The 24,607-nt window shown below is 67.5% G+C and carries 23 protein-coding genes; 19 read left to right on the plus strand and 4 right to left on the minus strand.

What is annotated here, in order from left to right; all coding sequences use genetic code 11:
* The first annotated feature begins 103 nt into the window (after nt 1–103).
* The 14 genes from LQZ87_RS01920 (at nt 104) to LQZ87_RS01985 (ending at nt 14,392) form a co-directional block, all read left to right on the plus strand.
* Complete coding sequence (locus LQZ87_RS01920) at nt 104–1,537, plus strand: MaoC family dehydratase N-terminal domain-containing protein (RefSeq protein ID WP_230101750.1); 1,434 nt, start codon at nt 104–106, stop codon at nt 1,535–1,537.
* On the plus strand, nt 1,534–1,962 hold the full coding sequence (locus LQZ87_RS01925; RefSeq protein ID WP_230101751.1) for a MaoC/PaaZ C-terminal domain-containing protein: 429 nt from the start codon (nt 1,534–1,536) through the stop codon (nt 1,960–1,962). Before LQZ87_RS01920 ends, LQZ87_RS01925 begins: the two co-directional genes overlap by 4 nt.
* 2 nt (nt 1,963–1,964) lie before the next feature.
* Nucleotides 1,965–3,053 (plus strand): tartrate dehydrogenase, encoded by a 1,089-nt coding sequence (locus tag LQZ87_RS01930; protein WP_230101752.1) that lies wholly within the window; start codon nt 1,965–1,967, stop codon nt 3,051–3,053.
* 62 nt (nt 3,054–3,115) lie between these two features.
* The gene (locus tag LQZ87_RS01935; RefSeq protein ID WP_230101753.1) at nt 3,116–3,898 is read left to right on the plus strand and encodes an SDR family NAD(P)-dependent oxidoreductase; all 783 of its coding nucleotides are present in this window, start codon (nt 3,116–3,118) and stop codon (nt 3,896–3,898) included.
* Nucleotides 3,899–3,907: 9 nt separating this feature from the next.
* Complete coding sequence (locus LQZ87_RS01940) at nt 3,908–4,834, plus strand: ABC transporter permease (RefSeq protein ID WP_230101754.1); 927 nt, start codon at nt 3,908–3,910, stop codon at nt 4,832–4,834.
* Entirely contained in the window at nt 4,831–6,048 is a 1,218-nt protein-coding gene (locus LQZ87_RS01945; RefSeq protein ID WP_230101755.1) for a CaiB/BaiF CoA-transferase family protein, read from the plus strand. The genes LQZ87_RS01940 and LQZ87_RS01945 overlap by 4 nt, the downstream gene beginning before the upstream one ends.
* Nucleotides 6,045–7,100 carry an ABC transporter ATP-binding protein gene (locus tag LQZ87_RS01950; RefSeq protein ID WP_230101756.1) on the plus strand — a complete coding sequence of 352 codons (1,056 nt, stop codon included), beginning with the start codon at nt 6,045–6,047 and terminating at the stop codon, nt 7,098–7,100. The genes LQZ87_RS01945 and LQZ87_RS01950 overlap by 4 nt, the downstream gene beginning before the upstream one ends.
* Nucleotides 7,097–7,951 (plus strand): ATP-binding cassette domain-containing protein, encoded by an 855-nt coding sequence (locus LQZ87_RS01955; protein WP_230101757.1) that lies wholly within the window; start codon nt 7,097–7,099, stop codon nt 7,949–7,951. The genes LQZ87_RS01950 and LQZ87_RS01955 overlap by 4 nt, the downstream gene beginning before the upstream one ends.
* On the plus strand, nt 7,951–8,712 hold the full coding sequence (locus LQZ87_RS01960) for an enoyl-CoA hydratase/isomerase family protein (protein WP_230101758.1): 762 nt from the start codon (nt 7,951–7,953) through the stop codon (nt 8,710–8,712). Before LQZ87_RS01955 ends, LQZ87_RS01960 begins: the two co-directional genes overlap by 1 nt.
* Nucleotides 8,713–8,847: 135 nt before the next feature.
* Complete coding sequence (locus LQZ87_RS01965) at nt 8,848–10,386, plus strand: ABC transporter substrate-binding protein (protein ID WP_230101759.1); 1,539 nt, start codon at nt 8,848–8,850, stop codon at nt 10,384–10,386.
* Nucleotides 10,387–10,486: 100 nt separating this feature from the next.
* On the plus strand, nt 10,487–11,293 hold the full coding sequence (locus LQZ87_RS01970; protein ID WP_230101760.1) for an aldolase/citrate lyase family protein: 807 nt from the start codon (nt 10,487–10,489) through the stop codon (nt 11,291–11,293).
* Between the two features lie 51 nt (nt 11,294–11,344).
* A complete protein-coding gene (locus LQZ87_RS01975) occupies nt 11,345–12,382 on the plus strand; it encodes an ABC transporter permease (RefSeq protein ID WP_230101761.1) in 1,038 nt (345 codons plus the stop codon).
* 51 nt (nt 12,383–12,433) lie between these two features.
* Nucleotides 12,434–13,669 carry a CaiB/BaiF CoA-transferase family protein gene (locus tag LQZ87_RS01980; RefSeq protein ID WP_230101762.1) on the plus strand — a complete coding sequence of 412 codons (1,236 nt, stop codon included), beginning with the start codon at nt 12,434–12,436 and terminating at the stop codon, nt 13,667–13,669.
* A gap of 42 nt (nt 13,670–13,711) precedes the next feature.
* Nucleotides 13,712–14,392 carry an aspartate/glutamate racemase family protein gene (locus LQZ87_RS01985; RefSeq protein WP_230101763.1) on the plus strand — a complete coding sequence of 227 codons (681 nt, stop codon included), beginning with the start codon at nt 13,712–13,714 and terminating at the stop codon, nt 14,390–14,392.
* Nucleotides 14,393–14,437: 45 nt separating this feature from the next.
* On the opposite strand, the gene LQZ87_RS01990 is transcribed toward LQZ87_RS01985, so the two are convergent.
* Complete coding sequence (locus LQZ87_RS01990; protein ID WP_230101764.1) at nt 14,438–15,259, minus strand: TIM barrel protein; 822 nt, start codon at nt 15,257–15,259, stop codon at nt 14,438–14,440.
* Between the two features lie 21 nt (nt 15,260–15,280).
* Nucleotides 15,281–16,447, minus strand: coding sequence for a mandelate racemase/muconate lactonizing enzyme family protein (locus tag LQZ87_RS01995; RefSeq protein WP_290368236.1), 1,167 nt, complete (start codon nt 16,445–16,447; stop codon nt 15,281–15,283).
* An 81-nt stretch (nt 16,448–16,528) separates the two neighbouring features.
* Here LQZ87_RS01995 and LQZ87_RS02000 point away from each other — a divergent pair, with 81 nt between their 5' ends.
* The 4 genes from LQZ87_RS02000 to LQZ87_RS02015 all read left to right on the plus strand — a co-directional run bounded on the left by LQZ87_RS02000 (nt 16,529) and on the right by LQZ87_RS02015 (nt 20,943).
* Nucleotides 16,529–17,200, plus strand: a complete 672-nt coding sequence (locus LQZ87_RS02000; RefSeq protein WP_230101765.1) for a GntR family transcriptional regulator — start codon at nt 16,529–16,531, stop codon at nt 17,198–17,200.
* 55 nt (nt 17,201–17,255) lie between these two features.
* On the plus strand, nt 17,256–18,182 hold the full coding sequence (locus LQZ87_RS02005; protein WP_230101766.1) for a 2-hydroxyacid dehydrogenase: 927 nt from the start codon (nt 17,256–17,258) through the stop codon (nt 18,180–18,182).
* Nucleotides 18,183–18,255: 73 nt separating this feature from the next.
* Nucleotides 18,256–19,929, plus strand: a complete 1,674-nt coding sequence (locus tag LQZ87_RS02010; protein WP_230101767.1) for a glycoside hydrolase family 13 protein — start codon at nt 18,256–18,258, stop codon at nt 19,927–19,929.
* 9 nt (nt 19,930–19,938) lie between these two features.
* The gene (locus LQZ87_RS02015) at nt 19,939–20,943 is read left to right on the plus strand and encodes a LacI family DNA-binding transcriptional regulator (protein ID WP_230101768.1); all 1,005 of its coding nucleotides are present in this window, start codon (nt 19,939–19,941) and stop codon (nt 20,941–20,943) included.
* Between the two features lie 29 nt (nt 20,944–20,972).
* Here LQZ87_RS02015 and LQZ87_RS02020 read toward each other — a convergent pair whose 3' ends face one another.
* The gene (locus LQZ87_RS02020; RefSeq protein WP_230101769.1) at nt 20,973–21,587 is read right to left on the minus strand and encodes a hypothetical protein; all 615 of its coding nucleotides are present in this window, start codon (nt 21,585–21,587) and stop codon (nt 20,973–20,975) included.
* A 161-nt stretch (nt 21,588–21,748) separates the two neighbouring features.
* On the opposite strand from LQZ87_RS02020, the gene nhaA reads away from it, so the two are divergent.
* Complete coding sequence (gene nhaA, locus LQZ87_RS02025) at nt 21,749–23,044, plus strand: Na+/H+ antiporter NhaA (protein WP_230101770.1); 1,296 nt, start codon at nt 21,749–21,751, stop codon at nt 23,042–23,044.
* Between the two features lie 17 nt (nt 23,045–23,061).
* Here the strand turns inward: nhaA and LQZ87_RS02030 are convergent, their stop codons facing one another.
* On the minus strand, nt 23,062–24,558 hold the full coding sequence (locus LQZ87_RS02030) for a SulP family inorganic anion transporter (RefSeq protein ID WP_230101771.1): 1,497 nt from the start codon (nt 24,556–24,558) through the stop codon (nt 23,062–23,064).
* Nucleotides 24,559–24,607 lie beyond the last annotated feature (49 nt).

Consider the following 24,607-nt stretch of genomic DNA (forward strand, 5'->3'; position numbering starts at 1 on the left):
TCGCCACGATCGCTCTCGTCTTCTCCTGGAAATCGTTTTCGAAGATCTGGGCAGCAAAGATCGGGACAGCGCCGAGCGCGGTCGTCGTCGAAGGAGCTGGCGCATGACCACCCCGTGGAACCAAGCATCCTCTGCCGAACTCACCGCCCTCGTCGGACGGATCGGACGCGTGCAGCGGATCAGTCTCACCGCCGAGCGACGCGACGCGCTTCGGCTCAGTGCCGGCGACGAGACGGCAGCGGACACGTCGCTGGCGGACTTCTGCCCCGACCCGCTCGTGCTCGCCCTCGAATCGGGCCTGCCGCGGCCCGCGCAGCTAGGCGTCACGATCGACGGCGGCAGCGAATGGGAGCAACTCTCCCCACTCTCCCCCGGTATCCTGACGGCGATATCGCGCATCGCCGAAGTGGCCGAGCGCACCGTCTCGACGGGCCGCCAGATGACCCGCACCTGCTACGAGACCCGCCTCCATGACGAACGCGGCGTGCAGGTCGGCACCGTGCGCGGATTCAGCCTCGACCTCGAACCGGCCGACCCGGCGTCGCCGACTGCCGACCCGAACGCCGACGCCCCGTCAGCCGGGGCGTCCGTCACGGCGGCACCGGCCGACGATCGAGCTCTCAACGCGTTCGCGATCACCCCGCACGGCAGGGTCCCTCAGGCCGGTGAGCGGCTCCCGGAACTGGGACCGATCACGGTCTCGTACCAGGATGCCGTGCGTTGGGCCGCCGCGAGCGGCGACTTCACGTCGTTCCACTTCGACCCGTCCGCGGCGGCGGCCAAGGGCTTCCGTGGTCCCGTCGCGCACGGTCCCTGGAAGTCCGCGGTGCTCCGCTGCCTGGTGAGTCGCTGGCTGGGCGACGCCGCCTTACGATCGTTCTCGACCAACTACCTGCACGCCGATCTGGTGGGAGAGCAGCTGACCTTCGGCGGTGAGGTCGTCGAGCTCGAGCACGCCGACGACGGAACGCTGCGCGTACACCTCGATGTCTGGGTCACGGGCGCGAACGGCGACAGGTCCGTCAGCGGCACCTGCGTCGCCGTCGTGCAGGAGCAGCAGGGCGGCCTCCCACTCGAGCGACTCCGCCGGGCCGTCCGGCTCGGCGACATCGCGGGAGTCTTCACATATGAGGTGACGGCGAACGACATCGCCGGGTTCGTCGAGGCGGTCACGGGAGAGAAGCGCGAGTTCGTCCAGGGCGACGCCGCACCGGCCATCTACTTCGGGGCGCTCGACCCCGTGGAGCGCAGAGACATCGACCTCGACGCATTCCTGCAGGATCTGCCGTTCCGCAAGACCGGCGGCGGCAACGCCTTCAACGAGATCGCCTACGTGCGCCCCATCCGGGTCGGCGACGTCGTGAAGGTGACGACGCGCTACACCGAGGTCTACGAGAAGACGGGCAGTCGCGGCACCCTGTTGTTCCGGGTGCGTGAGAACGAGCTCATCGACGTCTCCGGCGACCCGATCGGCACGAGCCGCTGTGGCCACGTACTCGCCTTCGATATCGATTCCGAAACGGAGGGCAGAGCATGATCACCGTCGCCGACGGCCGCGTCGCCGAGACCGGTATGGAGCTGCCCGCCGAGGTGCGCTTCACGACCACGAGGCAGCTCGTGCAGTACTCCGGTGCAGCGCACGATCCGTCCGGCATCCACTACGACGGCGACTATGCGCGGAGCCGGGGCTTCGACGACGTGATCGTGCACGGATTCCTCAAGGCCGGCTTCCTCGCCGACCTCGCCACGCGCTGGGGCGGGCACGGAAGCTGGTTCGTCAGCCTTCGCGCCCGGTATCAGGGGGTCGACGTCGTCGGCGCGCCGATCACCTGCCGCGGGCAGGTGACGGATGTGGATGCCGCGCATCACCGCGTCTCGCTCGAGCTGTGGACCGAGAACGCCGACGGCAGGCGTACGACCGTCTTGACGGGCGAACTTCAACTGACAGGGAAGGAAGACTGAGGATGACAGCGGACAGCACCGGCGAGGAGCGCACCTACCGGATCGCAACCCTTCCCGGCGACGGCATCGGCAACGAGGTCGTCCCGGCGGCGATCGACGTGCTCGACGCTCTCGGCGGCCTGCACGGCATCCGGTTCGACTGGAGGGTCCGGGACTGGGGATGCGACTACTTCCTGCGCACCGGCCGGATGATGCCCGAGGATGCCCTGGAGCAGATGGCCGCGGATGACGCGATCTTCCTCGGCGCCGTGGGGGCACCCGGGGTGCCCGACCACGAGTCGCTATGGGGCATGCTCATCCCGATCCGCCGGGAGTTCGACCAGTACGTGAACCTGCGCCCGGCCCGTCTGCTCGCCGGGGTTCCCACGCCCCTCGCGGGCATCTCCCCCGCAGACATGGACATGGCGGTGATCCGTGAGAACGTCGAGGGCGAGTACTCCCGCATCGGCGGTCGGCTCTATGCCGGAACACCGCATGAACTCGTCGTGCAGGAATCGGTGTTCACCCGGCGGGGCATCGAGAGGGTCATGAACTACGCATTCGAACTCGCCGCACGGAGGCGGGGCGACGTCACCTCCGCCACCAAGAGCAACGGGATCGTCTACACCATGCCGTTCTGGGACGAGATCTTCGCGGAGCGCGCAGCGGCCCACCCGCAGGCGACGACGCAGCAATACCACATCGACGCCCTGGTGGCGATGTTCGTGCTCGACCCGAAGCGGTTCGACGTCGTCGTGGCCTCCAATCTGTTCGGCGACATCCTCACCGATCTCGGTGCGGCCGTTGCCGGGAGCATCGGCATCGCGCCGTCGGCCAACATCAACCCTGAACGTGAGCATCCGTCGATGTTCGAGCCGGTCCACGGCTCCGCGCCCGACATCGCGGGCCAGGGCATCGCCAACCCGGTCGGCCAGATCTGGTCGGGGGCGATGATGCTCGAACACCTGGGCGAGGCCGACGCCGCCGCACGACTCATGCGCGCCGTGGAGGATACCCTCGGCGCCGGCATCAAGACCCGCGATCTCGGCGGCACGGCGAATACGGCCGAGGTAGCCTCCGCGGTCATCGAAAGGCTGCGCGCCACGCACTGATCACGATCCGGAACCACAGGTTCAAAACCCAGCAGCACCCGAATGCGACGAAGAGGTCACAGATGGAATTCAACGGAGAAGCAATCCTCATCACCGGAGGGTCCGGCGGCATGGGCGTCGCCATGGCGCGGCGCCTGGCGATATCGGGGGCGCGCGTGGCGCTGTGCGACCTCTTCCCCGACGCGATAGACCGCGCCGTCGCCGAGCTCGCAGAAGACGGCATCGAGGTCATCGGCGTCACTGCCGACACCACGGACGAGGAGTCCATGAGGGCGGCCGTCGCGACGGTCGTCGACCGTTGGGGCGGGCTGTACGGACTGATCACCGCCGCCGGCATCCGGCAGACCGCCGCAGGCTTCCAGGACCTCGATCTGGCCGATTTCGAGAAGATCTATGCCGTCAACGTGAAGGGAACCTTCGTCGCGCTGCGCGCCGCCGCTCCCGAGCTGATCAAGAGCAAGGGCGCCGCGGTGACGGTCGCCTCGGTGACCGCCGACGGCGCACGTATAAACCAATCGGCGTACTGCTCCAGCAAGGCCGCCGTGCTCAACCTGAGCAAGCAGGTCGCCCTCGAACTTGCCGGCGACGGCGTCCGCGTCAACATCCTCTGCCCCGGCGTCACCATGACGCCCATGATCGAGCAGGCGATGCGCACCGACGGACCGAACCTCCTGAAGGAGAAGGTCGGCGGGTCACTCGAGGCGTTCCGCCCCGGCATCCCGCTCGGCCGTCTCGCCGAGCCCGACGAGCAGGCCGCCGCGGCGGAGTTCCTACTCTCCCCCAAAGCCTCGTTCATCACCGGGACCGCCGTCTACGTCGACGGCGGAGTCTCCATGCTCGTCTGAGGAGTACCCATGAGAATCGTCAAAGCCGTCGGCCGCTTCATGTGGCGCGAGAAGCTGGTGACCCTGAGCACCGTCGTTCTGCTCACCGTCGTGATCAGCGCAGTGTTCGTCCACTGGATCGCGCCCTTCGATCCGTACGCGCAGGACATCGCGATGCGGAACAAGCCGCCGGGGTCGGTCGGCCCCGACGGGGCGTTCCATCTGCTCGGCACCGATCCGCTCGGGCGCGATGAGCTCTCAAGGCTAATGCTCGGATCGCAGATTTCCATGACGGTCGGGGTCGCGAGCGTCATCGTCTCGGGCGTGCTCGGCACCACGATCGGCATCCTGGCCGGGTACTACCGCGGCTGGTTCGACGACATCATGATGCGCCTGGTCGACCTGCAGATGAGCGTGCCGTCGCTGCTGATCGCACTGCTCGTGCTCTATGTGCTGGGCCCCAGCTTCATTAACATCGTGCTCGTCCTCGCGATCACCCGGTGGATGGTCTACGCACGTGTGGCGCGCGGATTGACGCTGTCACTGCGTGATGAGCTGTTCATCGAGGCGTCCCGATCGCTGGGAGCGTCGAACATCCGCATCCTGCTCAAGCACCTGCTTCCGAACCTGCTCGCCCCCATCCTCGTGCTCGCGACCCTGGAGCTGGCCGTCATGCTGCTCACCGAGGCGTCGCTGAGCTTCCTCGGACTCGGCATCCAGCCGCCGGAATCGTCATGGGGCCTCATGCTCGCGGAAGGTCGCGAGTATCTCACCATCGCACCGTGGCTGGTGGCGGTGCCCGGCCTTGCAATCCTGCTCACCACCCTGAGCGTGAACATCATCGCGACCTGGTTCCGTGCGCGATCGAACAACAAGGGCACCAGCCGAAGCAACGCCGAGGAGAAGGATGCAACGACTCCTCCGTTCGCGAAGACGACGACGGTGAAGACGACATGACCGGACCACTCGACGGGGTCGTCGTGCTCGATTTCACGGAGCGCGTTCAGGGCCCCTACGCGACGCAGATGCTCGGCGACCTCGGCGCCGACGTCATCAAGGTGGAGCGCCGCTCCGCCGTGACACCCGACGGTCGGGCCGACGAGAGGTATGCGATCGACGGACAGCCGAAGCCGACCTCGCTGTACCGCGCGACGTTCCTGGCGAATAATCGCAACAAGCGGTCCATCGCCCTCGATCTGAAATCCGAGGAGGGCAGAGAGGTCGCGCAGGCGCTGATGGCGCGGGCGGATGTCGTGTACGAGAACTTCCGGCCGGGGGCCATGGAGCGACTCGGTCTCGGGTACGACGACTGCGCCCTCATCAATCCGAAGATCATCTACGTCTCCGCGAGCGGATACGGCACCGAAGGGCCCTACGTCACCAAGCCGGGACAGGACGTGCTCATCCAGGCGCTCTCCGGAATGGGCACGATGAACCAGGCAGCCGACGGACGTGCCACGCCCGTCGGCATGTCGATCACCGACGTCCTGGGCGGCCTCAACGGCGCCGCAGCGGTGCTGGCCGCGATCGTGCATCGCGATCGCACCGGCGAGGGGCAGCGCGTCGAGGTCGATCTTCTCGGCTCGGCTCTGGCCGCTATGAGCGAGCACATCGTGCACTTCGCCAACAACCACCCCGGCGAGCCCGTGCGCGAGACTCCGATGCACGGCCACGGGTACATCCCGCCGCCGTACGGCTTCTACGCGACCGAAGACGGCTACATCGCCCTGTCGAGCGGACGTCAGATCAGTGAGATCTGTGCGCTCATCGGGATGTCCGATCTCAGCCTCGACCCGCGATTCGACACGTTCGACAAGCGCAACGAGAATCGCGCCGAGATGGAACGGCTTCTCGAGGAGCGGCTGCGCACGGCATCCACAGACCACTGGCTGTCGATCCTCGAGCCCGCTGACATCTTCGTCGCCAGGGTCAACAGCCTGGAAGAGGCCCTCGCCGATCCCCAGGTCGTCCACACCGGCCGCCTGCGGACGGTGACCGGCCCGGACGGGCCACTCACCCTCGTCGCCTCCCCCATGCGGTTCTCCCGCTTCACGGAGGATCGCGTCGACCCACCGCCTGTGCACGGGCAAGACACGGCCGATATCCTCGCCGAGCTCGGCCTGCCCGCAGATTTCCTCTCGTCCCCCACGTCTGAAGGAGCGCTCAGATGAACACCCTCAAGAGCGGCCGCCCGCGTTCCGCGCCGGCACCACAGCCGGGCACGGACGCGCAGCGCCCTCCGCTGCTCGAAGTGCGCAACCTCAGCATCTCGTTCGATGCCAGCCACGGCCTCGTACGCGCGGTGAACGGCATGAACTTCACCGTCGCGGAGAAGGAACGCGTCGGCATCGTCGGCGAATCCGGATCGGGCAAGTCCGTCACCGCCCAGAGCCTGCTCGGCCTCCTGCAGGGGGCGAGCATTCACGGCGAGATCCTCTTCGAAGGACGCGACATCAACAAGATGCCGCCGGCCGAACTTCGGGCTCTTCGCGGCTGGGACATCTCGTACGTCTTCCAGGATCCGCTGTCGGCGCTCGACCCGGTCCGCACGATCGGCGACCAGGTGAGTCAGCCGCTCCGGCTTCGCGGCGTATCGAAGAAGGAGGCACGCGCTCGGGCGATCGAGATGCTCGCCAAGGTCGGCATCCATGACCCCGAGCGACGGTTCGGGGACTATCCGCACCAGTTCTCCGGTGGAATGCGCCAGCGCGTCATGATCGCAATCGCGCTGATCGGTGAACCACGACTCGTGATCGCCGACGAGCCGACCACCGCGCTCGACGTACGCGTGCAGGCGAAGATCATCGACCTGCTCTATACGCTCACTGAAGAGCAGGGCGCCGCCGTCGTCTTCATCACCCACGACCTCGGAATCCTGGCCGGCTTCGCCGATCGCATGATGGTCATGTACGCCGGGCGGGTCATGGAGAAGGCGTCGACGGAAGACCTCTACTACCGCTCGATCAACCCGTACACGCTGGGTCTTCTCGAGTCGCTGCCGCGCATCGACGGCCCGATCCCCGAGAAGCTGACAACGATCGGCGGACGCCCGCCATCGCCGTCTAACCTGCCCAGCGGATGCCCGTTCAGCGCGCGATGCCGCTACGTGCAGGACATCTGCCGCGAGACCGCACCTCCGCTGGAGACGCCGCCCAACGGCACCCACCCCAGTGCCTGCCACTTCTCGGAATGGCTGGCCGAAGAACCGGGAGTGCTGCGATGACCGACAACATCCTCGAGGTCGAGCACCTCACCAAGGAGTTCTCCGTACGCGGTGAGATCGTCACCGCGGTCGATGACGTCTCGTTCACCGTCAAGCGCGGCGAGGCGCTGGGGCTGGTCGGCGAGTCCGGATCGGGCAAGTCGACGACGGCGCGGTGCGTGCTGAGGCTCATCGAGCCGACCGCCGGCACCGTCCGCCTCAACGGCGTCGACCTCACGAGCCTGCGCGCACGCAAGATGCGCAGCTTCCGCGCCAACGCACAATTGGTCTTCCAGGACCCGTACTCGTCTCTCGATCCGCGCATGAACGTCAGCGAGATCATCGCCGAAGGCATCCGGATCCACCGGCCGCGTGAGAAGGAGTCGGTGGTGCGCGACGAGGTCGCCGAACTGCTCGAGGTCGTCGGCCTTCGCCCCGACCACCTCGGCCGCAAGGCGGCGGCGTTCTCCGGCGGCGAGCGGCAGCGCATCGGCATCGCCCGAGCCCTCGCGGTCAAGCCGCAGCTGCTGGTATGCGACGAGCCGGTGGCGTCGCTGGACGTATCGATCCAGGCTCAGATCCTCAACCTGTTCCAGGATCTGAAGTCACGGCTCGGGCTCACGCTGCTCTACATCGCGCACGACCTCGCGACTGTCCGGCACCTGTGCGACCGGGTCGCTGTGATGCAGCAGGGCGCCATTCGCGAGATCGGCACCAGGGAGGACCTGTACTCGCACCCACAGCATCCCTACACGCAGGCCCTCATCGCCGCTGTGCCGGAACCGGACCCGATCGAGGAGCGACGCAAGCTCACCGCTCGGCGCGCTGCGGCGGCAGAGGCGTCGATCCTCACGGAGAAGGCGACGAGCTGATGGCCGAGAAATCGATCACAATCGACGTCGCCGCGGGCATCGCGACGATCACGCTGCGGCGTCCCGAGGTTCTCAACGCGCTCGATTCACGCGCTCACCGCGCGATCGCTGCGGCGTTCGACGAGCTCGAGCGCGCCGAGAACGTCGCGGTGATCGTGATCGCTGCCGAGGGGAGGGCGTTCTGCGCCGGTTCCGATCTTCGGGAGATCGGCCAGCTCTCCGGACGGGCGGAGCAGGAGTACGTGGAGCTCGACTTTCGTACGAAGAGCCGCATCGCGACGTACCCGAAGCCCGTCATCGCAGCGATTCAGGGCTATTGCGTCGGCGGAGGGATGGAACTCGCGCTCGCGTGCGACCTTCGTATCGCAGCGACGGATGCCGTGTTCTCGATGCCCGAGGTCACCCTCGGCAGTCTGCCCGGTTCGGGCGGCCTCCAGCGGCTGGCACCCGTCGTCGGCGCCGGGATCGCGAAGGAGTGGATCCTCACGGGTAAGCGCGTCGGCGCAGAGGAGGCGCACCAGCGCGGGCTCGTGAACCTGGTCGTCGCGCCGGAGGAACTGCCGGCGGCTGCTCACGAGCTGGCGACCGAGCTCGCCGGCAAGAGCCCGCTCGCAATGCGACTCGCGAAGGTCGCGCTGACCCCGGAGCCGCTCGCGGATCGCGGCCTCGTCGCCGCCTTCCAGATGCTCGCGGGCGACGCGACCCATTCCCAACCCTCGTATTCAGCCGCGACCAGGAGGTTCTCCGACGCGGCGAACTGACCCGCAGGAAATCCGCACCACGAAGACGTGGTCCGGTCAATCGACCGGATCGCACCAAGAGAAAAGAGCAAGGTGATGAAACGAATAACGGCAAAGAAGCCACGTTCCGGATTCCGTCGAGCACGGACCGGCGCGGTGGCCATTCTCGCCTCCGCAGTCATGATCCTCACCGCCTGCACCGGCGGCACAGATGGCGGTGGCGGTGGGACAGGCGACGGCGGCGATTCGATCACGATCGGTCTGGCCGAGGAACCCCGCACCCTCGCAAGCTGGAATGCGTACTCCAACGACGGCCACCCGATCCTCCGCAATGTCGGCGAGGGGCTCCTGAACCGTGACCCCGAGACCTCGGAGCTGGTGCCAGAGCTCGCGACGGCGTGGGAGCAGGTCGACGACACGACCTGGCGCTTCACGCTTCGTGAGGGCGTGAAGTTCCACGACGGCACCGACTTCAACGCCGAGGCCGCCGCGGACGCCTTGAACTACGTGCTCGACAAGGAGAACGCCTTCGCCATGCGGACGTTCCTCGGGCCCGAGGTCACGTTCACCGCGACGGACGAGTACGCCCTCGACGCGACGACCGAACTGCCCGACCCGATCCTGCCGACGCGCCTGTACTTCGTCACGATCCCGTCGCCGACGCAGATCCAGGACGACCCGGAGGCGTACGAGACGCACCCGATCGGCACCGGCCCGTACCAGTTCGTCGACTGGACGCGCGGTCAGAGCATCGAGCTCGAGGCCAACCCCGACTGGTGGGGCCTGACCGACACGGAGGACGCGCACGGCACGCAGTCGATCAAATCGGTGAAGTACGTCTTCCGCCCCGAGACCGCCGTCCGGGCCGCCATGGTGGAGCAGAACGAGGCCAACCTCGTCAACCGCATCACCACGGAGGAGTGCGAAGTCTCGCCGAAGTGCGAGTCGACGCCCACGGTCGAGATGGTCGTCCTGCGGCTCGACACTCCGAACCCGATGATCGGCGATCTGCGCATCCGTCAGGCGATATCGATGGCGTTCGACAAGGACGTCGTCATGAACGACCTCGGCGGTGGTGGCGACACCTTCGGCCAGATCGTCGGACCTGCCGCTGTCGGATACGCCGATCTCGACCCGTACCCGTACGACCCTGAGAAGGCGAAGGAGCTCGTCGAAGAGGCCGCCGCCGACGGCGTGGACGTGACCGCTCCGCTGCAGGTGAACGCTCGCGAGGGGTACATCCTCCGCGCGAACGAGCAGATCCAGTACATCGCCGATCAGCTCAAGGCCATCGGGCTCACCGGTGCCACCTCGGGCATGTACGAGACCGCAGCGTTCGAAGAGCAGTGGACGATCGGCTACGACAACATCCCGCCGGAGCGCGGTCTGCTGGGTCTTCAACAGCACGGCAATGAGCTGATGGACTTCGCTCAGAGTGTTGCCGGCTACTACTCGTGCGGCGGTGCGACCAGTGCCTACTGCGACCCGACTCTCGAGAAGATGTACGAGGCAGCTCTGCCCACCTCGGGCGATGAGCGCGACGAGAAGTTCCAGGAGATCGCCAAGTACCTGTACGACCAGGTGCCCGTGGTGCCGATCGGCGCCCCGAGCTTCAACTTCGGCCTCTCGGAGAACCTCGACTGGACGCCGCGCATGGACGGGTTCATCCTCCTCAAGGAGATGACCCTGAGCTGACGTCCGATCGGGGGTGCCCGGCGCACGCGACGGGCGCCCCCGATCCCACACCCCGCTTTCCCCGCCATCCGATCCGAACCACCTTCTTAAGGACTCAACCATGACTTTCACCAACCCCCTTCTCGCGGCCTGGAAGACCGGCCGCAAGGTCATCGGCGGATGGCAGACTCTTCCCGGCTCGTTCGCCGCCGAAGTGGCCGGACGCCAGGGACTCGACTACGTCTGCGTCGACCAGCAGCACGGGCTCATCGACGACTCGACGGCCTTCCCGATGCTCCAGGGCATCACCGCCGGCGGCGGAATCGGCATCGTGCGGGCTCGATGGAACGAGCCCGCCGCGATCATGTCCGCGCTCGACGCCGGAGCATACGGCGTCATCATCCCGATGATCGAGACGCCTGAGGATGCCGCGGCGGCGGTGCGCGCCTGTCGGTTCCCCCCGTACGGGCAGCGCTCGTACGGCCCCATCCGCGCACGCGACGTGATCGGCAGCACCGACCCTCGCGAGGTCGAGAAGGTGGCCTGCATCATCATGATCGAGACCGCCGAAGCCATCGCCCGCCTCGACGAGATCGTCGCGGTGCCCGGACTCGACGCCGTCTACATCGGCCCCAGCGACCTCGCGCTTGCCCTCGGCGAGAAGCCCGGCACCACCTCGCCGGTGCTCCAGGAGAACATCGACAAGATCGTCGATGCCGCGCACCGGCACGGACTGGCCGTCGGTATCCACACGCCGGCCGGGGACATCGCCCGCGGCTACCTCGACCAGGGCCTCGACTTCGTCACCATCTACTCGGACGCCGGCCTGCTCGCGTGGGCCATCCAGCAGCAGATCGCGGCCGTGGGCGAGATCAGCGCCGCGGCATTGGAGGAGGCGGCCGAACCCGCCACTCCGTCGGTCTACTGAAGCCGTCCCGCAACCCCGTCCACTGAACCTCCGGATCGTATAGGAGCTGCCATGTTGGCCAAATACATCGCCAAGAGGCTGTTGCACGCCGTCCTGGTGCTGCTGGCGGTGCTCGTCGTCGTATGGATCGTCGTGAACCAGCTCGGCGACCCCGCCAGACTCATCCTCCCTCCCTCGGCGAGCCAGCAGCTCTACGAGGACACGCGAGAAGCCATGGGCCTGAACAGACCTCTGATCGTGCAGTTCTGGGAGTCGTTCTCCGGATGGATCGTCGGAGACTTCGGCAACTCCACCTGGCAGAAGGTTCCCGCGCTCGAACTGGTGCTGGGGCGACTCCCCGCGACGCTCTACCTCACGGCGGTCACGCTCGTCATCGCCGTGACGCTCGCGCTCGCCCTCGGCATCCTCTCGGCCATGCGTCCGGGCAGCTTCCTGGACCGCACGCTGACGACCATCTCGCTGGCCGGTGTCTCGATCGCCGACTTCTGGCTCGCGCTGATGCTCATCCTCATCTTCGGCGTCGAACTGGGCTGGTTGCCGACGTCCGGGTTCGGCGGACTCGAGTTCGTCATCCTCCCGGCCCTGGCCTTGGCCTTCAGGCCCCTGGGCCGCCTCGCCCAGGTGGCGCGCTCGACGCTCGTCGAAGAGATGCAGAAGCCGTACGTGATCACGCTGAGGGCGCAGGGCATGTCCGAAGGCAAGATCGTGCGACGCCACGCGCTGAAGAACAGCCTCATCCCGATCATCACGGTCGGCGGCGACGAGCTCGCCTCGTTCCTCAACGGCGCGGTCGTCATCGAGACGATCTTCGGATGGCCGGGAGTCGGCGGCCTGTTCATCCAGGCCATCGAACGACGCGACCTGCCGCTCGTGCTCGCCTGCGTCTTCGTGATCGCGGCCATGGTCATCGTCGTCAACCTCATCATCGACCTCGCATACGCCTGGATCGATCCGCGCGCCGCTCTCACGGGCGGCCGTGCATCGAGGCGTCGACGCAGGCTGCGCACGGAGGCCCTCACATTGCCCGGCGGCGAGAAGGGCGCGGTCGCCTCGGCGACAGCGACCCAGGCGATACCCACCGCGCGCTGAGCATACCGAGCGCCGAGAACTCAACCACGCACCACAGAAAGAAGCATGCAGATGACATCCCCCTCCGGACCGCTGACAGGTATCCGCATCCTAGATTTCACCGAGCGGATGCAGGGACCGTACGCCACGCAGATGCTCTCCGACATGGGCGCCGACGTCATCAAGGTCGAGCGCCGCATCTCACTCACCCCGGACGGCCGTCCCGACGACCGCTACGGCGAGCGCAACATGTACGGGAAGGATCACGAGGACTCGAAGTCGTACTCGGCCGGATTCCTCGCCTCGAACCGCAACAAACGCAGCATCACCGTCGACCTGAAATCTCCCGAAGGGCTGGCGGTCATCGAACGGCTCATTCCTCAGGTCGACGTCGTGTACGAGAACTTCCGGCCAGGGGTGATGGACCGTCTCGGGATCGGCTACGAGAGGTGCCAGGAACTCAACCCCGGCGTCGTGTACGCGTCGGCGACCGGGTATGGTCCTGACGGGCCGTACGTCAAGCGACCGGGTCAGGACGTGCTCGTCGAAGCCCTCACGGGGTGGGGGCGCATCAACGGGGATGCGACCGGCAGGCCGGTTCCGGTCGGCACCGCTCTCGCCGACACGCTCGGCGCGATGAACGGCGCGTTCGCCGTGGCATCCGCCCTCTACCACCGGGCTCTCACCGGTGAGGGCCAGCGGGTCGAGGTGTGCCTGTTCGACAGCGCCCTGGCGGCGCTGGCCGAATGGGGTCTGCACAACATGAACACCGACGTCGGCGAGCCGCAGCGGCCGACGCCGTCGCATGCGAGCCCGTACACGCCGCCTCCCTACGGCTTCTACGAGACCAAGGACGGCCACATCGCGCTGTCCAGCGGCCGCCAGATCAAGCAGCTGTCGCGCATCCTGGAAATCGACGACCTCAGTGAGGACCCGCGCTTCAACTCGTTTTGGCCCAGGGTCGAGAACGGCAAGCTGTTCACCGAGATCATCGAGGAGGCGCTGCGCAAGCGGACCACGGCCGAATGGCTCGATCTGATGGAGCCGGAGGACATGTTCGCCGCTCCGGTGAACACGTTCGAAGAGGCGTTCCGCGACCCGCAGGCACTTCACAACGAGATGATCGTGGAGCTTCCGACACCCGTGGGCCCGCTGAAGTTCTTCGGCGTGCCGTACAAGCTCGACAAGACCCCGGCGAGCGTGCGCACGGCTCCGCCGACCCACGGGCAGCACACCGCCGAAGTGCTGCGTGAGTCGGGCTTCAGCGAAGAGGAGATCGCTGAACTCCGCGCCAAGCAGGCCATCTGACCGTCTTCCCCTCCAGCCCAGCCCTACTCAGAAAGGTCGGACATGGCGAAAATCGCAATGCTCCACACCAGTTTCGTCTTCCTCAACGTCGACCCGCAGATCCAGAACCTCGTGGCAGATCTCCTGCCGGGTGACGAGCTCGTCCACTTCGTCGACTCAGGTGTGCTCGCCGATGTCGTGCGCGACGGCGGCATCGACGACGCGAGCACCGAGCGCATGGTGCACCTCGCCCAGGCCGCCGAGCAGGCCGGTGCCGATGTGATCTTCTCGGCGTGCTCCTCGCTGGGGCCTGCGATCGACGTCGCCAAAGATCGCGTCGACGTCCCGATCATCAAGGTCGACGACGCGATGGCCAGGGATGCCGCTGCCGCAGGGGGGCGCATCGGCGTGCTGGCGACCGTGCCGACCACGCTCGGGCCGACAGCGGACCTGATCCGATCGCACGGCGACGGCCAGCAGATCGAGATCGTCGAGAAGCTCGCCGCCGGCGCGTTCAACGTGCTGATGAGCGGAGATCGCGAGGGGCACGATGCCACTGTGAAGGATGCGGCGCGGGAACTGCTCGCCGAGGGTGTGGACCGCATCGTCCTCGCACAGGCATCGATGGCACGGCTCGCCGACGAATTGGCCGAGCTCACCGGCATCCCGGTACTCGCCAGTCCCCGACGCGGCGTCGAGGACCTCGCGGAGTTCGTCCGTCACGCCGCGGCCGCGGACTCCTGACCTGCGTCGGGCCGCACAATGACGTACGGTTCGTCGCCGGCATTGTCAGATCGGCAACGACACCCGCGGATGATCCTCGATCCAGCGCAGGGACTCGGAGACCGGAACGGTGGGCGCGTACTCGCACGACACGAGACCGTCGTAACCGGCGCGCACGAGCCCATCGAGGACACGCTCAAAGTCGACATCACCGGTACCCGGCTCACCCCGACCGGGGGAATCCGCGAACTGCACGTGGGCGATCCGCTCGCCGCAGGTCGCGATCACCTCGACCAGATCATCGCCGTTGTTCGTGAGATGGAACGTGTCGAACAGCAGCCCGACCCGCCCCGACCTCGCAGCCCGCGCGACCTCGTCGACGACGCGCATACCCTCGGCCGCGGTGAGCACCGGAAACCCCGCCGTACCGCTCAGCGGCTCGATGAGCAGCGTTCCGCCCACCTCGCCGAGGGCCTCGGCGGCGAAGGCGAGGTTCTCGATCGCGACGCGATCCTGTTCTGCCCCATCCGCACCGTCGACGCGCGCCCCATACAGCGCGTTGAACACACGGCATCCGGTGCGACGGGCGATCTCGACGACGACCGCGACGTTCGCACGGAATTCGCCTTCTCGACCCGGGTGCGACGCGATGCCGCGTTCGCCGGCCGGCATGTCACCCGCGAACAGATTCAGCCCGGCCAGCCTCAGCCCTGAGGCGTCGATCGCGCCGATCAGCGCTTCGACGTCGGCGGGATCGGGCACCGCGTCATCGAACGGCCACCACAGTTCGACCGAGCGGAAGCCGAGGTGAGCGGCAGCCTCGAATTGATCCTGCAGCGGGAGATCGGGCATCAGGATGGACAGATTCGCGCACAATTCGAAGGCCATGTTCCAGTCCTCACATGGGCGTCAACTGTGCAGTGCGCGGAGCACGCGGTAGAACTCCGCCTTGCCCTCGAGCCCGATACCGGGGCGCTCGCCGGGGGCGACACGACTGCCGCGGATCTCCGCATCGTCGGTGAAGCCTCCGGTCGGCTGGAACTCGCCAGGATACGATTCGTTCCCACCGAGCTTCAGGGCCGCGGCGATATGCAGTGAGAACTGGTGACCGCCGTGCGGCACACAGCGGCGCGAGGACCAACCGTGCCGGTCGAGCTCGTGCAGGACGCGCCGGTACTCGGTGAGTCCGTAGGCCAATGCCGGATCGACCTGGACGTAGTCGCGGTCGGGACGCATGCCGCCGTACCGGAGCAGGTTGCGCGCGTCGTGCACCGAGAAGAGATTCTCACCGGTGGCGATCGGCGATGAGTAGTGCTCGGCCAGCGTCGCATTCAGGGCGTAGTCGAGCGGGTCGCCCACTTCTTCGTACCAGAACAGCCCATAAAGCTCGATCGCCCGCCCGTATTCCAGAGCGGTGGTGAGGTCGAATTTGCCGTTGACATCAACCGCCAGTCTCGATCCGTCGCCACCGAGCACCTCGATGACCGACTCGATCCGCTTCAGGTCCTCGGAAAGATCTGCTCCGCCGATCTTCATCTTGACGACCTCGTACCCGGCGTCGAGGAAGCGGCGCATCTCGTCCTGGAGATCCCGGGCGCTCTTGCCGGGGGCGTAGTAGCCTCCCGCCGCATAGACGAAGACGTCCTCGTCGGGTTCGCCGTCGCCGTAGTTGTCGGAGATCCACCGATACAGCGGGACCCCCGCGATCTTCGCGGCAAGATCGTGCAGCGCCATGTCGATCACGCCGACGGCCACAGAGCGTTCGCCGTGCCCACCGGGCTTCTCGTTGGTCATCATCAGGTCCCACGCCCTGGCCGGGTCGAGTCCGCCTGCGGAATCGAGGAGGGCATCGGGGTCGGCGCCGAGAAGTCGCGGCAGGAACCGGTCTTTCATGATCGCCGTGGCGTTGTAGCGACCGTTCGAGTTGAATCCGTATCCGACGACCGGTGCACCGTCGACGATGACGTCGCTGACCAGGGCGAGGATCGTGCAGTCCATCTTCGTGAAATCGATGAACGCGTTCCTGATCGGCGAGCTGATCGGGATGGTGTCGGCGTAGGCGGCGGTGATCTTCACTGATCCTCCTTCGATGCATCTTATAAGATATGACGAGACTATACTGCTCGCAACCGGACTTCAACGATCGAGTGGAACCGCATGCCGCCGACGGCCATCTTCTCCAGCAAGGGCGCGCTCGCCTACGCCGAACTGCGCCGCCTTATCCTCACCGCCGAGCTCGCCCCGGGGGCGCGCCTGTCGCAGGACGAGTTCGCGGAGTCGATGGGAATGAGCATCACGCCGCTGCGAGAGGCCGTCCGCCAGCTGGCCAGCGAGGGGCTGGTGACGATGTCGCCACACCGCGACGTGCGAGTCTCCGCGGTAAGCGCCGACGAGGCGCGGCAGTTGCTCGAGGCACGGCTGTCGCTCGAACCGTTCGCTATGCGACTCGCTGCGGAGCGCCGCACGGACGAGCAGCTGCGGACCATGGCCGAGGCCGCGGATCGCCTACTTCCGGTCAATCGCCGCACCGGCGACGAGGCGATCGAGGCGCATCGCGTTTTTCATCAGACCGTGTACGCGGCATCCGGTAACGACGTGATGATCCGGATGCTCGACGACCTGTGGGACAAGACCGACAGGTATCGACGACTCGGTCTGACGCTTCCCGAAGGGGATGCCCCGCGAACGCAGGACCTCGCCCAGCACCATGAGCTGCTGAGGCTAATCGCCGACGGAAACGGTCCTGGTGCCGAAGATCTCGCCCACACGCACATCGCACAGAGTCTCGCGGCCACCGTCCTTGACGCCCTCGACCCCACAACACCGTAGTTGCGCCCGACGCTAGCGTACGCAGCCCCGTGTCAGCACTGGGTAGGGTCGAGATGTGAGTTTCGTCGTCACCGTCCCCTCCGCACGTTTCGCCGAGCACCTCGGCGCGCTCCCCGACGGAGTGGAACTCGAGCTCTGGGATATGCAGACCCCTGCACCGCGCCAGAGGATCGACATCGTGGTGGCCCCGTATCTCAGCAGCACGCAGCTGCTCGGCAACGTCGCAGGTCTCGAGGTCGGGCTCGTGCAGAGCCAGTCGATCGGGTACGACGGCGTCGAAGGCGTGCTGCCCGACGGCATCCCGTTCGCGAACGCCGCGAGCGTTCACGAGGCATCCACCGCCGAACTCGCGGTCGCACTGACCCTCGCCGCCCAGCGCCAGCTGCCCCGATTCGTGCTCGCCCAGCAGAGCGGCGAGTGGTCGCCGGTGTTCGCCGAGAGCCTGGCCGACCGCAAGGTGCTGCTGGTCGGATTCGGCGGGGTCGGCGAGGCGATCGCGCTGCGTCTCGAGCCGTTCGAGGTCGACCTGACCGTGGTCGCCCGCACAGCCCGCCCCGTGTGGCACGAGCGCCTCGGGCGCGTGCAGGTGCACGCGATCGAGGAGCTGCCCGACCTCGTCGCGGATGCCCAGATCGTCATCCTGACGCTGCCCGGCGGTGCCGCGACCCACCACCTCTTCGACGACGAGATGCTCGCCCGCCTGGCCGACGGCGCCCTGCTCGTCAACGTCGGCCGCGGAACACTCATCGACACCGATGCGCTGGCACGCGAGAAGGGTCGCATCCGTGCGGCGCTCGACGTTCTCGACCCGGAGCCGCTCCCCGCCGAGCACCCGCTGTGGACCACCGAGGGCGTCCTCATCGCACCGCATGTGGGCGGAGCATCCACCGCGATGAACCCGCGCATCGCCCGCCTCATCCGCAAGCAGATCGAACGGATGCTGCGCGGCGAGACCCCGGCGAACATCGTCATCGGCGGCTGATCCTGAGCACCTCTCGAACCGATTCGATCCGCGATCTAGCGCACCTGTAAGCGTTTGCAGTAGGCTCGTCCCCATGACAGAGCTCGAACAGTTCGCCGCGCCCGGCTCCGAGTGGTGGCGCAGTGCCGTGATCTACCAGATCTATCCGCGTTCCTTCGCCGATGCCTCCGGCGACGGCATCGGCGACCTGCCGGGGATCACGAGCCGCCTGGACTCCCTCAAGGAGCTCGGCATCGACGCGATCTGGCTGAGCCCCTTCATGACCAGCCCGCAGAAGGACGCCGGGTACGACGTCGCCGACTACCGCGATGTCGACCCGCTGTTCGGCACCCTGGCCGACTTCGATGAGATGCTCGCGCAGGCCCACGCCCGTGGCATCCGGGTCATCGTCGACCTCGTCCCGAACCACTCCTCCGACCAGCACGTATGGTTCCAGCAGGCCCTGCAGGCGGCACCAGGCAGCCCGGAGCGCGCGCGCTACATCTTCCGCGACGGCAACGGCGAGAACGGCGAGCTGCCCCCGAACAACTGGGAGAGCGTGTTCGGCGGCGGGCAGTGGACTCGCGTCACCGAACCGGACGGCACCCCCGGCCAGTGGTACCTGCACATCTTCGACCCGTCGCAGCCCGACTTCGACTGGACGAACGAAGAGGTCCGCGAGGAGTTCCGCGGCGTCCTGCGCTTCTGGCTCGACCGCGGCGTCGACGGCTTCCGCGTCGACGTGGCGCACGGCATGATCAAGGCCGACGGACTGCCCGACTACACGCCCCCGATCGAGGCCGACTCGATGGGCGGCGGCGAGGAGGACGTGCCGTACTGGGGTCAGGACGGCGTGCACGACATCTACCGCGACTGGCACCAGGTGCTCGCCGAGTACGACGGCGACCGCGCCCTGTGCGGCGAGGCGTGGCTCCCCACGCTGAAGAAGACCGCGCTGTGGGTGCGTCCGGACGAGATGCACCAGACGTTCAACTTCCCGTACATGATGACCGAGTGGGACGCTGAGAAGATCGGCGACATCATCCGCGAATCGCTCGACGAGTTCGGCTCGGTCGGAGCGCCCAGCACCTGGGTGCTGTCGAACCACGACGTCATCCGGCACGCGTCGCGCCTGGCGCTGACGGCCGACAGCCCGCAGGGCGACGGCATCGGGCCGCTGTCCGCTGGCAAGCCGGACCAGGCCACCGGGCTCGCCCGCGCGCGCGCCGCGACGACCGTGATGCTGTCGCTGCCCGGGTCCTCGTACCTGTACCAGGGCGAGGAGCTCGGACTGCCTGAGGCCATGGAGATCCCCGACGCGTTCCGTCAGGACCCGACGTGGTTCCGCACGAACGGCGAGCGCTACGGCCGTGACGGATGCCGCGTGCCGCTGCCGTGGGAGGCCGCCGCTCCGGCGTTCGGCTTCAACACCACCGGCGACTCGTGGCTGCCGCAGCCGGCCGAGTGGGCATCCTTCGCCCGCGACGCCGAGGCGTCGGATGCGACATCCACCCTCAACCTGTACAAGCACCTGCTCACCCTGCGTCGCGAGCGCGAGCTCGGCATCGGCTCGCTGGTGTGGGAGGACCTCGGCGCGAGCGCGGTCGCCTTCCGCCGAGGCGACCTGCACGTCGCGGTCAACCTCGGTGCAGAGCCGCTCGAACTCGGCGAAGGCGTGGCCTTCGTCGCGCAGAGCCAGCCGTTCGAGGGCACGGCGCTGCCGACCGACCACGCAGCCTGGTACACGCTGTCCACCACGAAGGCCTGACACCGGCCCATGGTCAGCATCGATGAGGTCGCGCGTCTGGCCGGGCTGTCCACGGCCACGGTCTCGCGCGCCCTCAGCGGTCGCGGCTACGTGTCCGCCGCATCCCGCGAACGCGTGACGATCGCGGCTCGGCAGCTCGGCTACGTGGTGTCCTCGCGGGCGTCGAGCCTGGCGTCAGGACGCACGCGCAACGTCGGCGTCGTGGTGCCGTTCCTCGACCGCTGGTTCTTCAGCACGGTGCTCTCGGGTGTCTCGAGTGCGCTCATGCGTCAGGGCTACGACATCACGCTGTACAACATCACCGCCGACGAAGCCGTCCGCAAGGACGTCTTCGACGTCGCGCTTCGTCGTCAGCGGGTGGATGCCGTCATCGCGGTCGCCATCGAGCTCGACGAGGAGGAGACGGAGCAGCTGCTCGCACTCGACCTGCCGGTGATCGCGATCGGCGGGCCCAACCCGCGGCTCGACACTCTGACCGTCGACGACTTCGCGCTCGCGCGCCTGGCCACAGAGCATCTGCTGGCACTCGGCCACACCGAGATCGCGCACATCGGCGCGAACCCGGAGTTCGACATCGACTTCCACATCCCCACGAACCGCAGGCTCGGTTTCGAGCAGGCGCTGGCGGATGCCGGAATCACGCCGAAGTCCGCGTATCTCGAGCCGGCCGACTTCACGGTCGACGGCGGGTATCGAGCGGCGAAGCAGCTGCTCGGGCGTCCTGGACCGCGCCCGACCGCTGTGTTCGCGGCGTCCGACGAGATGGCGATCGGAGCCGTCCTCGCGGCGCGCGACCTGGGCTATCGCGTGCCGGAGGATCTCTCCGTCGTCGGCATCGACGGCCACGAGCTCGGCGAGTTCTTCCGACTCACGACGGTCGACCAGTTCCCTCTCGCGCAGGGCGAGCGGGCGGCGGATGCGGTGCTCGCGAAGCTCGAAGGCACGGACGATGCCGCCGCGCACGGCGCGCTGCCGTTCGAGCTCATCGTGCGGGGCACGACCGCGCGGCGCTGAGACCGCGCGGCGCTGAGCGTTCTCGCGAGTCAGACGGAAGCCGGCCTCCGGTAGCGCCCCTGCGCTAGGACGGAAATCGCGATCGCAACCGCGAACCACGCCGCTCCGATCTGTCCCTCCGTCGCGATCCAGGTGACGATCTCACCGAGTGCGCCCTTCCCGAGCGTGAGACCGGCTGGCACGCCGATGAGCAGAACAGGAAGGCTCGCGGTCAGCAGCACGCACAGCGCCACCGGCGCCCGCCGGGCACGGAGCATCGCGAGACCGACGAGGCTCGTGCCGGGATAGATCAGGTGTGCTCCGATGGTCAACGGGATGCCGACGATGGCAGCAGCCCCGGTCAGGTCGTTCTGCACCGGTCCTGTCCCGATCGCGGCTGTTGCGATCGCGACCGCGTGACCGGCAGCCATGGCGCCCAGCCCGCTCCACACGAGCACCAGTCCCCATCGGAGAAGCCGTCCGCCCGCGACGTGGGCGAGCGCCGGGCGAACGCCGACGATCCCGAGGGCGAGGAGCAGGGCGCCGACGAGTCCGATCGCGTTCTGGGTCACGAAGTCGGCCTTTCCCGGTGCAGTGGCACCCAGGATGCCGGAGCCGACGGCCGCGACCGTCAGGGCGCCCACCGCCAGCGCGATGATGCTCACCGGATGGGATCCGTGCTGTCTTTCCATACCCCGAAGGTGCCGCAGGGGCACCCCGTCGCACATCACCCGCATGGGCTATTCCGAGCGGGCACGGGTAGGCTGGGCGGCGGAGAGTCGGGAAGCCTGGTCGACATGAACTGCTGTCGACCCGAAAGGCGCTCATGTCACCCGCTCGCATCCCCGGCATCCGCCGACTGTTCCCGTCCGCCTCCGCCGCGGAGTCGATCCGCATCGGCGCGATCCTCCGCAAGGAGACCGTCGGCGGCGTCCTGCTCGTCGCTCTCGCGGTCGTCGCGCTGGTATGGGCGAACTCGCCCTGGGCCGAGTCCTACTTCGCGATCCGCGATCTCGAGGTCGGGTACGAGCCGTGGCATCTGCGTCTGAGCCTGGGCGCATGGGCAGCCGACGGGCTGCTGGCGATCTTCTTCTTCCTCGTCGGCCTCGAACTCAAGCGCGAGTTCGTCAGCGGCGACCTCCGCCGCTTCAGTACGGCGGTCGTCCCGATCGTGGCGGCCGTCGGCGGCGTCGCGGTTCCCGCCGTGATCTACCTCGCCGTCACAGCCGGCTACGCAGAGGCCGCGAGCGGCTGGGCGATCCCCACGGCGACGGACATCGCCTTCGCTGTCGCCGTGCTGGCTGTGATCGGGTCGCACCTGCCGAGCGCGCTGCGCATCTTCCTGCTGACCCTCGCTGTGGTCGACGACCTGATCGCCATCGGCATCATCGCGCTGTTCTACACCGAGACCGTCGAGGTGGTGCCGCTGGTGCTGGCCCTCGTGGTGATCGCGGTGTACGGGCTGATCGCCCAGTTGTACCGCCGCTTCTTCCACATGCGTCCGACCGCGGCGTGGCTCGTGCTGCTGCCGATCGGAGTCATCGCGTGGGCGCTGCTGCACGCGTCGGGAATCCACGCGACGATCGCCGGCGTCCTCCTCGGCTTCACGATCCCGGTGCTGCACCGGAAAGCGGATCGCGGGGCGGAGGCCGGGCCAGGGCTCGCCGAGGTATTCGAACACCGATTCCGACCGCTGTCGGCCGGATTCGCCGTGCCGGTCTTCGCGTTCTTCTCCGCCGGTGTCGCGATCGGCGGCCCCGACGGCTTCGTCTCGGCCTTCTCCGACCCGATCGTGCTCGGAATCGTCCTGGCGCTCGTGCTCGGCAAGCCGCTGGGCATCACGGCGGCCACGTGGGCGATCACGCGCGTCCGGCGGGTCGACCTGGACCCTTCGCTGCGGTGGGTGGACATCGTCGGGGTCGGCGTGCTCGCCGGGATCGGCTTCACGGTCTCGTTGCTGGTCGCCGAGCTCAGCTTCGCCGCGGGGAGCGAAGCGCACGATCACGCCAAGATCGCGATCCTCGCGGCCTCGGTCGTCGCGGCCGCGGGCGCTGCGGCACTGCTCGGCGTGCGCAATCGGCGTTTCCGCCGCGGCGATGCGTCCCGCTCTCAGGACGAGTGACCGGGATCGGGATCCGATCACGCGGGTGGGAACCCGCCGCTCAGCCGCCCGTGGAACAGCCCGCTCGCATCGTTGAGTCCGATGAGCTCCACGCGCTTGCCGTGCCGCGCGTACTTAGTCTCGATGGCATCCAGTGCGGCGACCGTCGACGCATCCCACACGTGCGAGCGGGACAGATCGATGACGACGCGGTCCGGGTCGTCGATGTATTCGAACTGCGTGGTGAGATCGTTGCTGGAGGCGAAGAACAGCTCGCCGTCGACGGAGTAGTGAGCAGCATCCGCCGTCACCGTCCTCGTGACGGTCGCGAAGTGCGCGACGCGTCTGACGAACAGGACGGATGCCGCGATCACGCCGGCCACCACGCCGATCGCGAGGTTGTGGGTGATGACGACCGCGAGCACGGTCAGCAGCATGACCGCGGTCTCGCTCTTCGGCATCCGCTTCAGGGTCGAGGGCCGGATGCTGTGCCAGTCGAACGCCCCGACCGCGACCATGATCATCACGGCGACGAGCGCGGCCATCGGGATCGTGGCGACGAAGTCGCCGAACACGACCACGAGCAGGAACAGGAAGACACCGGCGGAGAACGTCGAGATGCGGGTGCGGGCGCCGGACTCCTTGACGTTGATCATGGTCTGGCCGATGACGGCGCATCCGCCCATGCCGCCGAAGATGCCCGACAGCATGTTCGCCACGCCCTGCGCCCACGACTCGCGGGTCTTGCGCGACCGGGTGTCGGTGATCTCATCGACGAGCTTGGCCGTCAGCAGTGTCTCCATGAGACCGACGACGGCCATCGCGAGCGCGAACGGGGCGATGATCGTGAACGTCTCCCAGGTGAGCGGAACGTCGGGGATGAACAGCTGCGGCAGGCTGCGCGGCAGCTCTCCCTGATCGCCGACGGTCGGCACCTGGATCGCGAACACGATCACCACGCCCGTCACGATGATCACCGAGACCAGCGGTGCCGGGATCACCTTCGTGATCCGCGGCATGAAGATCATGACGAGGATGCCGAGCGCCACGAGCGGATACACCAGCCACGGCTTGTTCAGCAGGTGCGGCACCTGCGAGCTGAACACGAAGATCGCGAGCGCGTTGACGAACCCCGTCATGACGCTGCGCGGGATGAACCGCATGAGCTTCGCGACACCGAGAACGGCGAGCAGCACCTGGAAGACGCCGGCCAGCAGCACCGTGGCGATGAAGTAGTCGATGCCGTAAGTCGGCGCGACCGGCGCGATCACGAGGGCGACGGCTCCGGTGGCCGCGGTGACCATGGCCGGGCGTCCGCCGAGGAAGGCGATCGAGATCGCCATGATGAACGACGAGAACAGCCCGACCTTGGGGTCGACGCCGGCGATCACCGAGAACGCGATTGCCTCGGGGATCAGCGCGAGGCCCACGACGAGACCCGCGAGGACTTCGCGGGTCAGGATGCGAGGGCTCTTCAGCGCCGTGAGGACGGATGGGTTCGGCCGGTAACGGGCGCGATCGTCGAGGGTGCTCATGCGGACTCCAGGGGGAACGCCCCGAGTGGGGCAGGTCAACTGTAGTCCG

Origin of the sequence: Microbacterium sp. Bi121 (assembly GCF_918698005.1) — a bacterium.
In the GTDB taxonomy this organism is placed as follows: Bacteria; Actinomycetota; Actinomycetes; order Actinomycetales; family Microbacteriaceae; genus Microbacterium.

Bases quoted from the DNA above. Each gene is read 5' to 3' on its own strand.
- LQZ87_RS01920 (WP_230101750.1), top strand. From the start codon at position 104: ATGACCACCCCGTGGAACCAAGCATCCTCTGCCGAACTCACCGCCCTC.
- LQZ87_RS01925 (WP_230101751.1), top strand. From the start codon at position 1,534: ATGATCACCGTCGCCGACGGCCGCGTCGCCGAGACCGGTATGGAGCTG.
- LQZ87_RS01930 (WP_230101752.1), top strand. From the start codon at position 1,965: ATGACAGCGGACAGCACCGGCGAGGAGCGCACCTACCGGATCGCAACC.
- LQZ87_RS01935 (WP_230101753.1), top strand. From the start codon at position 3,116: ATGGAATTCAACGGAGAAGCAATCCTCATCACCGGAGGGTCCGGCGGC.
- LQZ87_RS01940 (WP_230101754.1), top strand. From the start codon at position 3,908: ATGAGAATCGTCAAAGCCGTCGGCCGCTTCATGTGGCGCGAGAAGCTG.
- LQZ87_RS01945 (WP_230101755.1), top strand. From the start codon at position 4,831: ATGACCGGACCACTCGACGGGGTCGTCGTGCTCGATTTCACGGAGCGC.
- LQZ87_RS01950 (WP_230101756.1), top strand. From the start codon at position 6,045: ATGAACACCCTCAAGAGCGGCCGCCCGCGTTCCGCGCCGGCACCACAG.
- LQZ87_RS01955 (WP_230101757.1), top strand. From the start codon at position 7,097: ATGACCGACAACATCCTCGAGGTCGAGCACCTCACCAAGGAGTTCTCC.
- LQZ87_RS01960 (WP_230101758.1), top strand. From the start codon at position 7,951: ATGGCCGAGAAATCGATCACAATCGACGTCGCCGCGGGCATCGCGACG.
- LQZ87_RS01970 (WP_230101760.1), top strand. From the start codon at position 10,487: ATGACTTTCACCAACCCCCTTCTCGCGGCCTGGAAGACCGGCCGCAAG.
- LQZ87_RS01975 (WP_230101761.1), top strand. From the start codon at position 11,345: ATGTTGGCCAAATACATCGCCAAGAGGCTGTTGCACGCCGTCCTGGTG.
- LQZ87_RS01980 (WP_230101762.1), top strand. From the start codon at position 12,434: ATGACATCCCCCTCCGGACCGCTGACAGGTATCCGCATCCTAGATTTC.
- LQZ87_RS01985 (WP_230101763.1), top strand. From the start codon at position 13,712: ATGGCGAAAATCGCAATGCTCCACACCAGTTTCGTCTTCCTCAACGTC.
- LQZ87_RS01990 (WP_230101764.1), bottom strand. From the start codon at position 15,259: ATGGCCTTCGAATTGTGCGCGAATCTGTCCATCCTGATGCCCGATCTC.
- LQZ87_RS02000 (WP_230101765.1), top strand. From the start codon at position 16,529: ATGCCGCCGACGGCCATCTTCTCCAGCAAGGGCGCGCTCGCCTACGCC.
- LQZ87_RS02010 (WP_230101767.1), top strand. From the start codon at position 18,256: ATGACAGAGCTCGAACAGTTCGCCGCGCCCGGCTCCGAGTGGTGGCGC.
- LQZ87_RS02015 (WP_230101768.1), top strand. From the start codon at position 19,939: ATGGTCAGCATCGATGAGGTCGCGCGTCTGGCCGGGCTGTCCACGGCC.
- nhaA (WP_230101770.1), top strand. From the start codon at position 21,749: ATGTCACCCGCTCGCATCCCCGGCATCCGCCGACTGTTCCCGTCCGCC.
- LQZ87_RS02030 (WP_230101771.1), bottom strand. From the start codon at position 24,558: ATGAGCACCCTCGACGATCGCGCCCGTTACCGGCCGAACCCATCCGTC.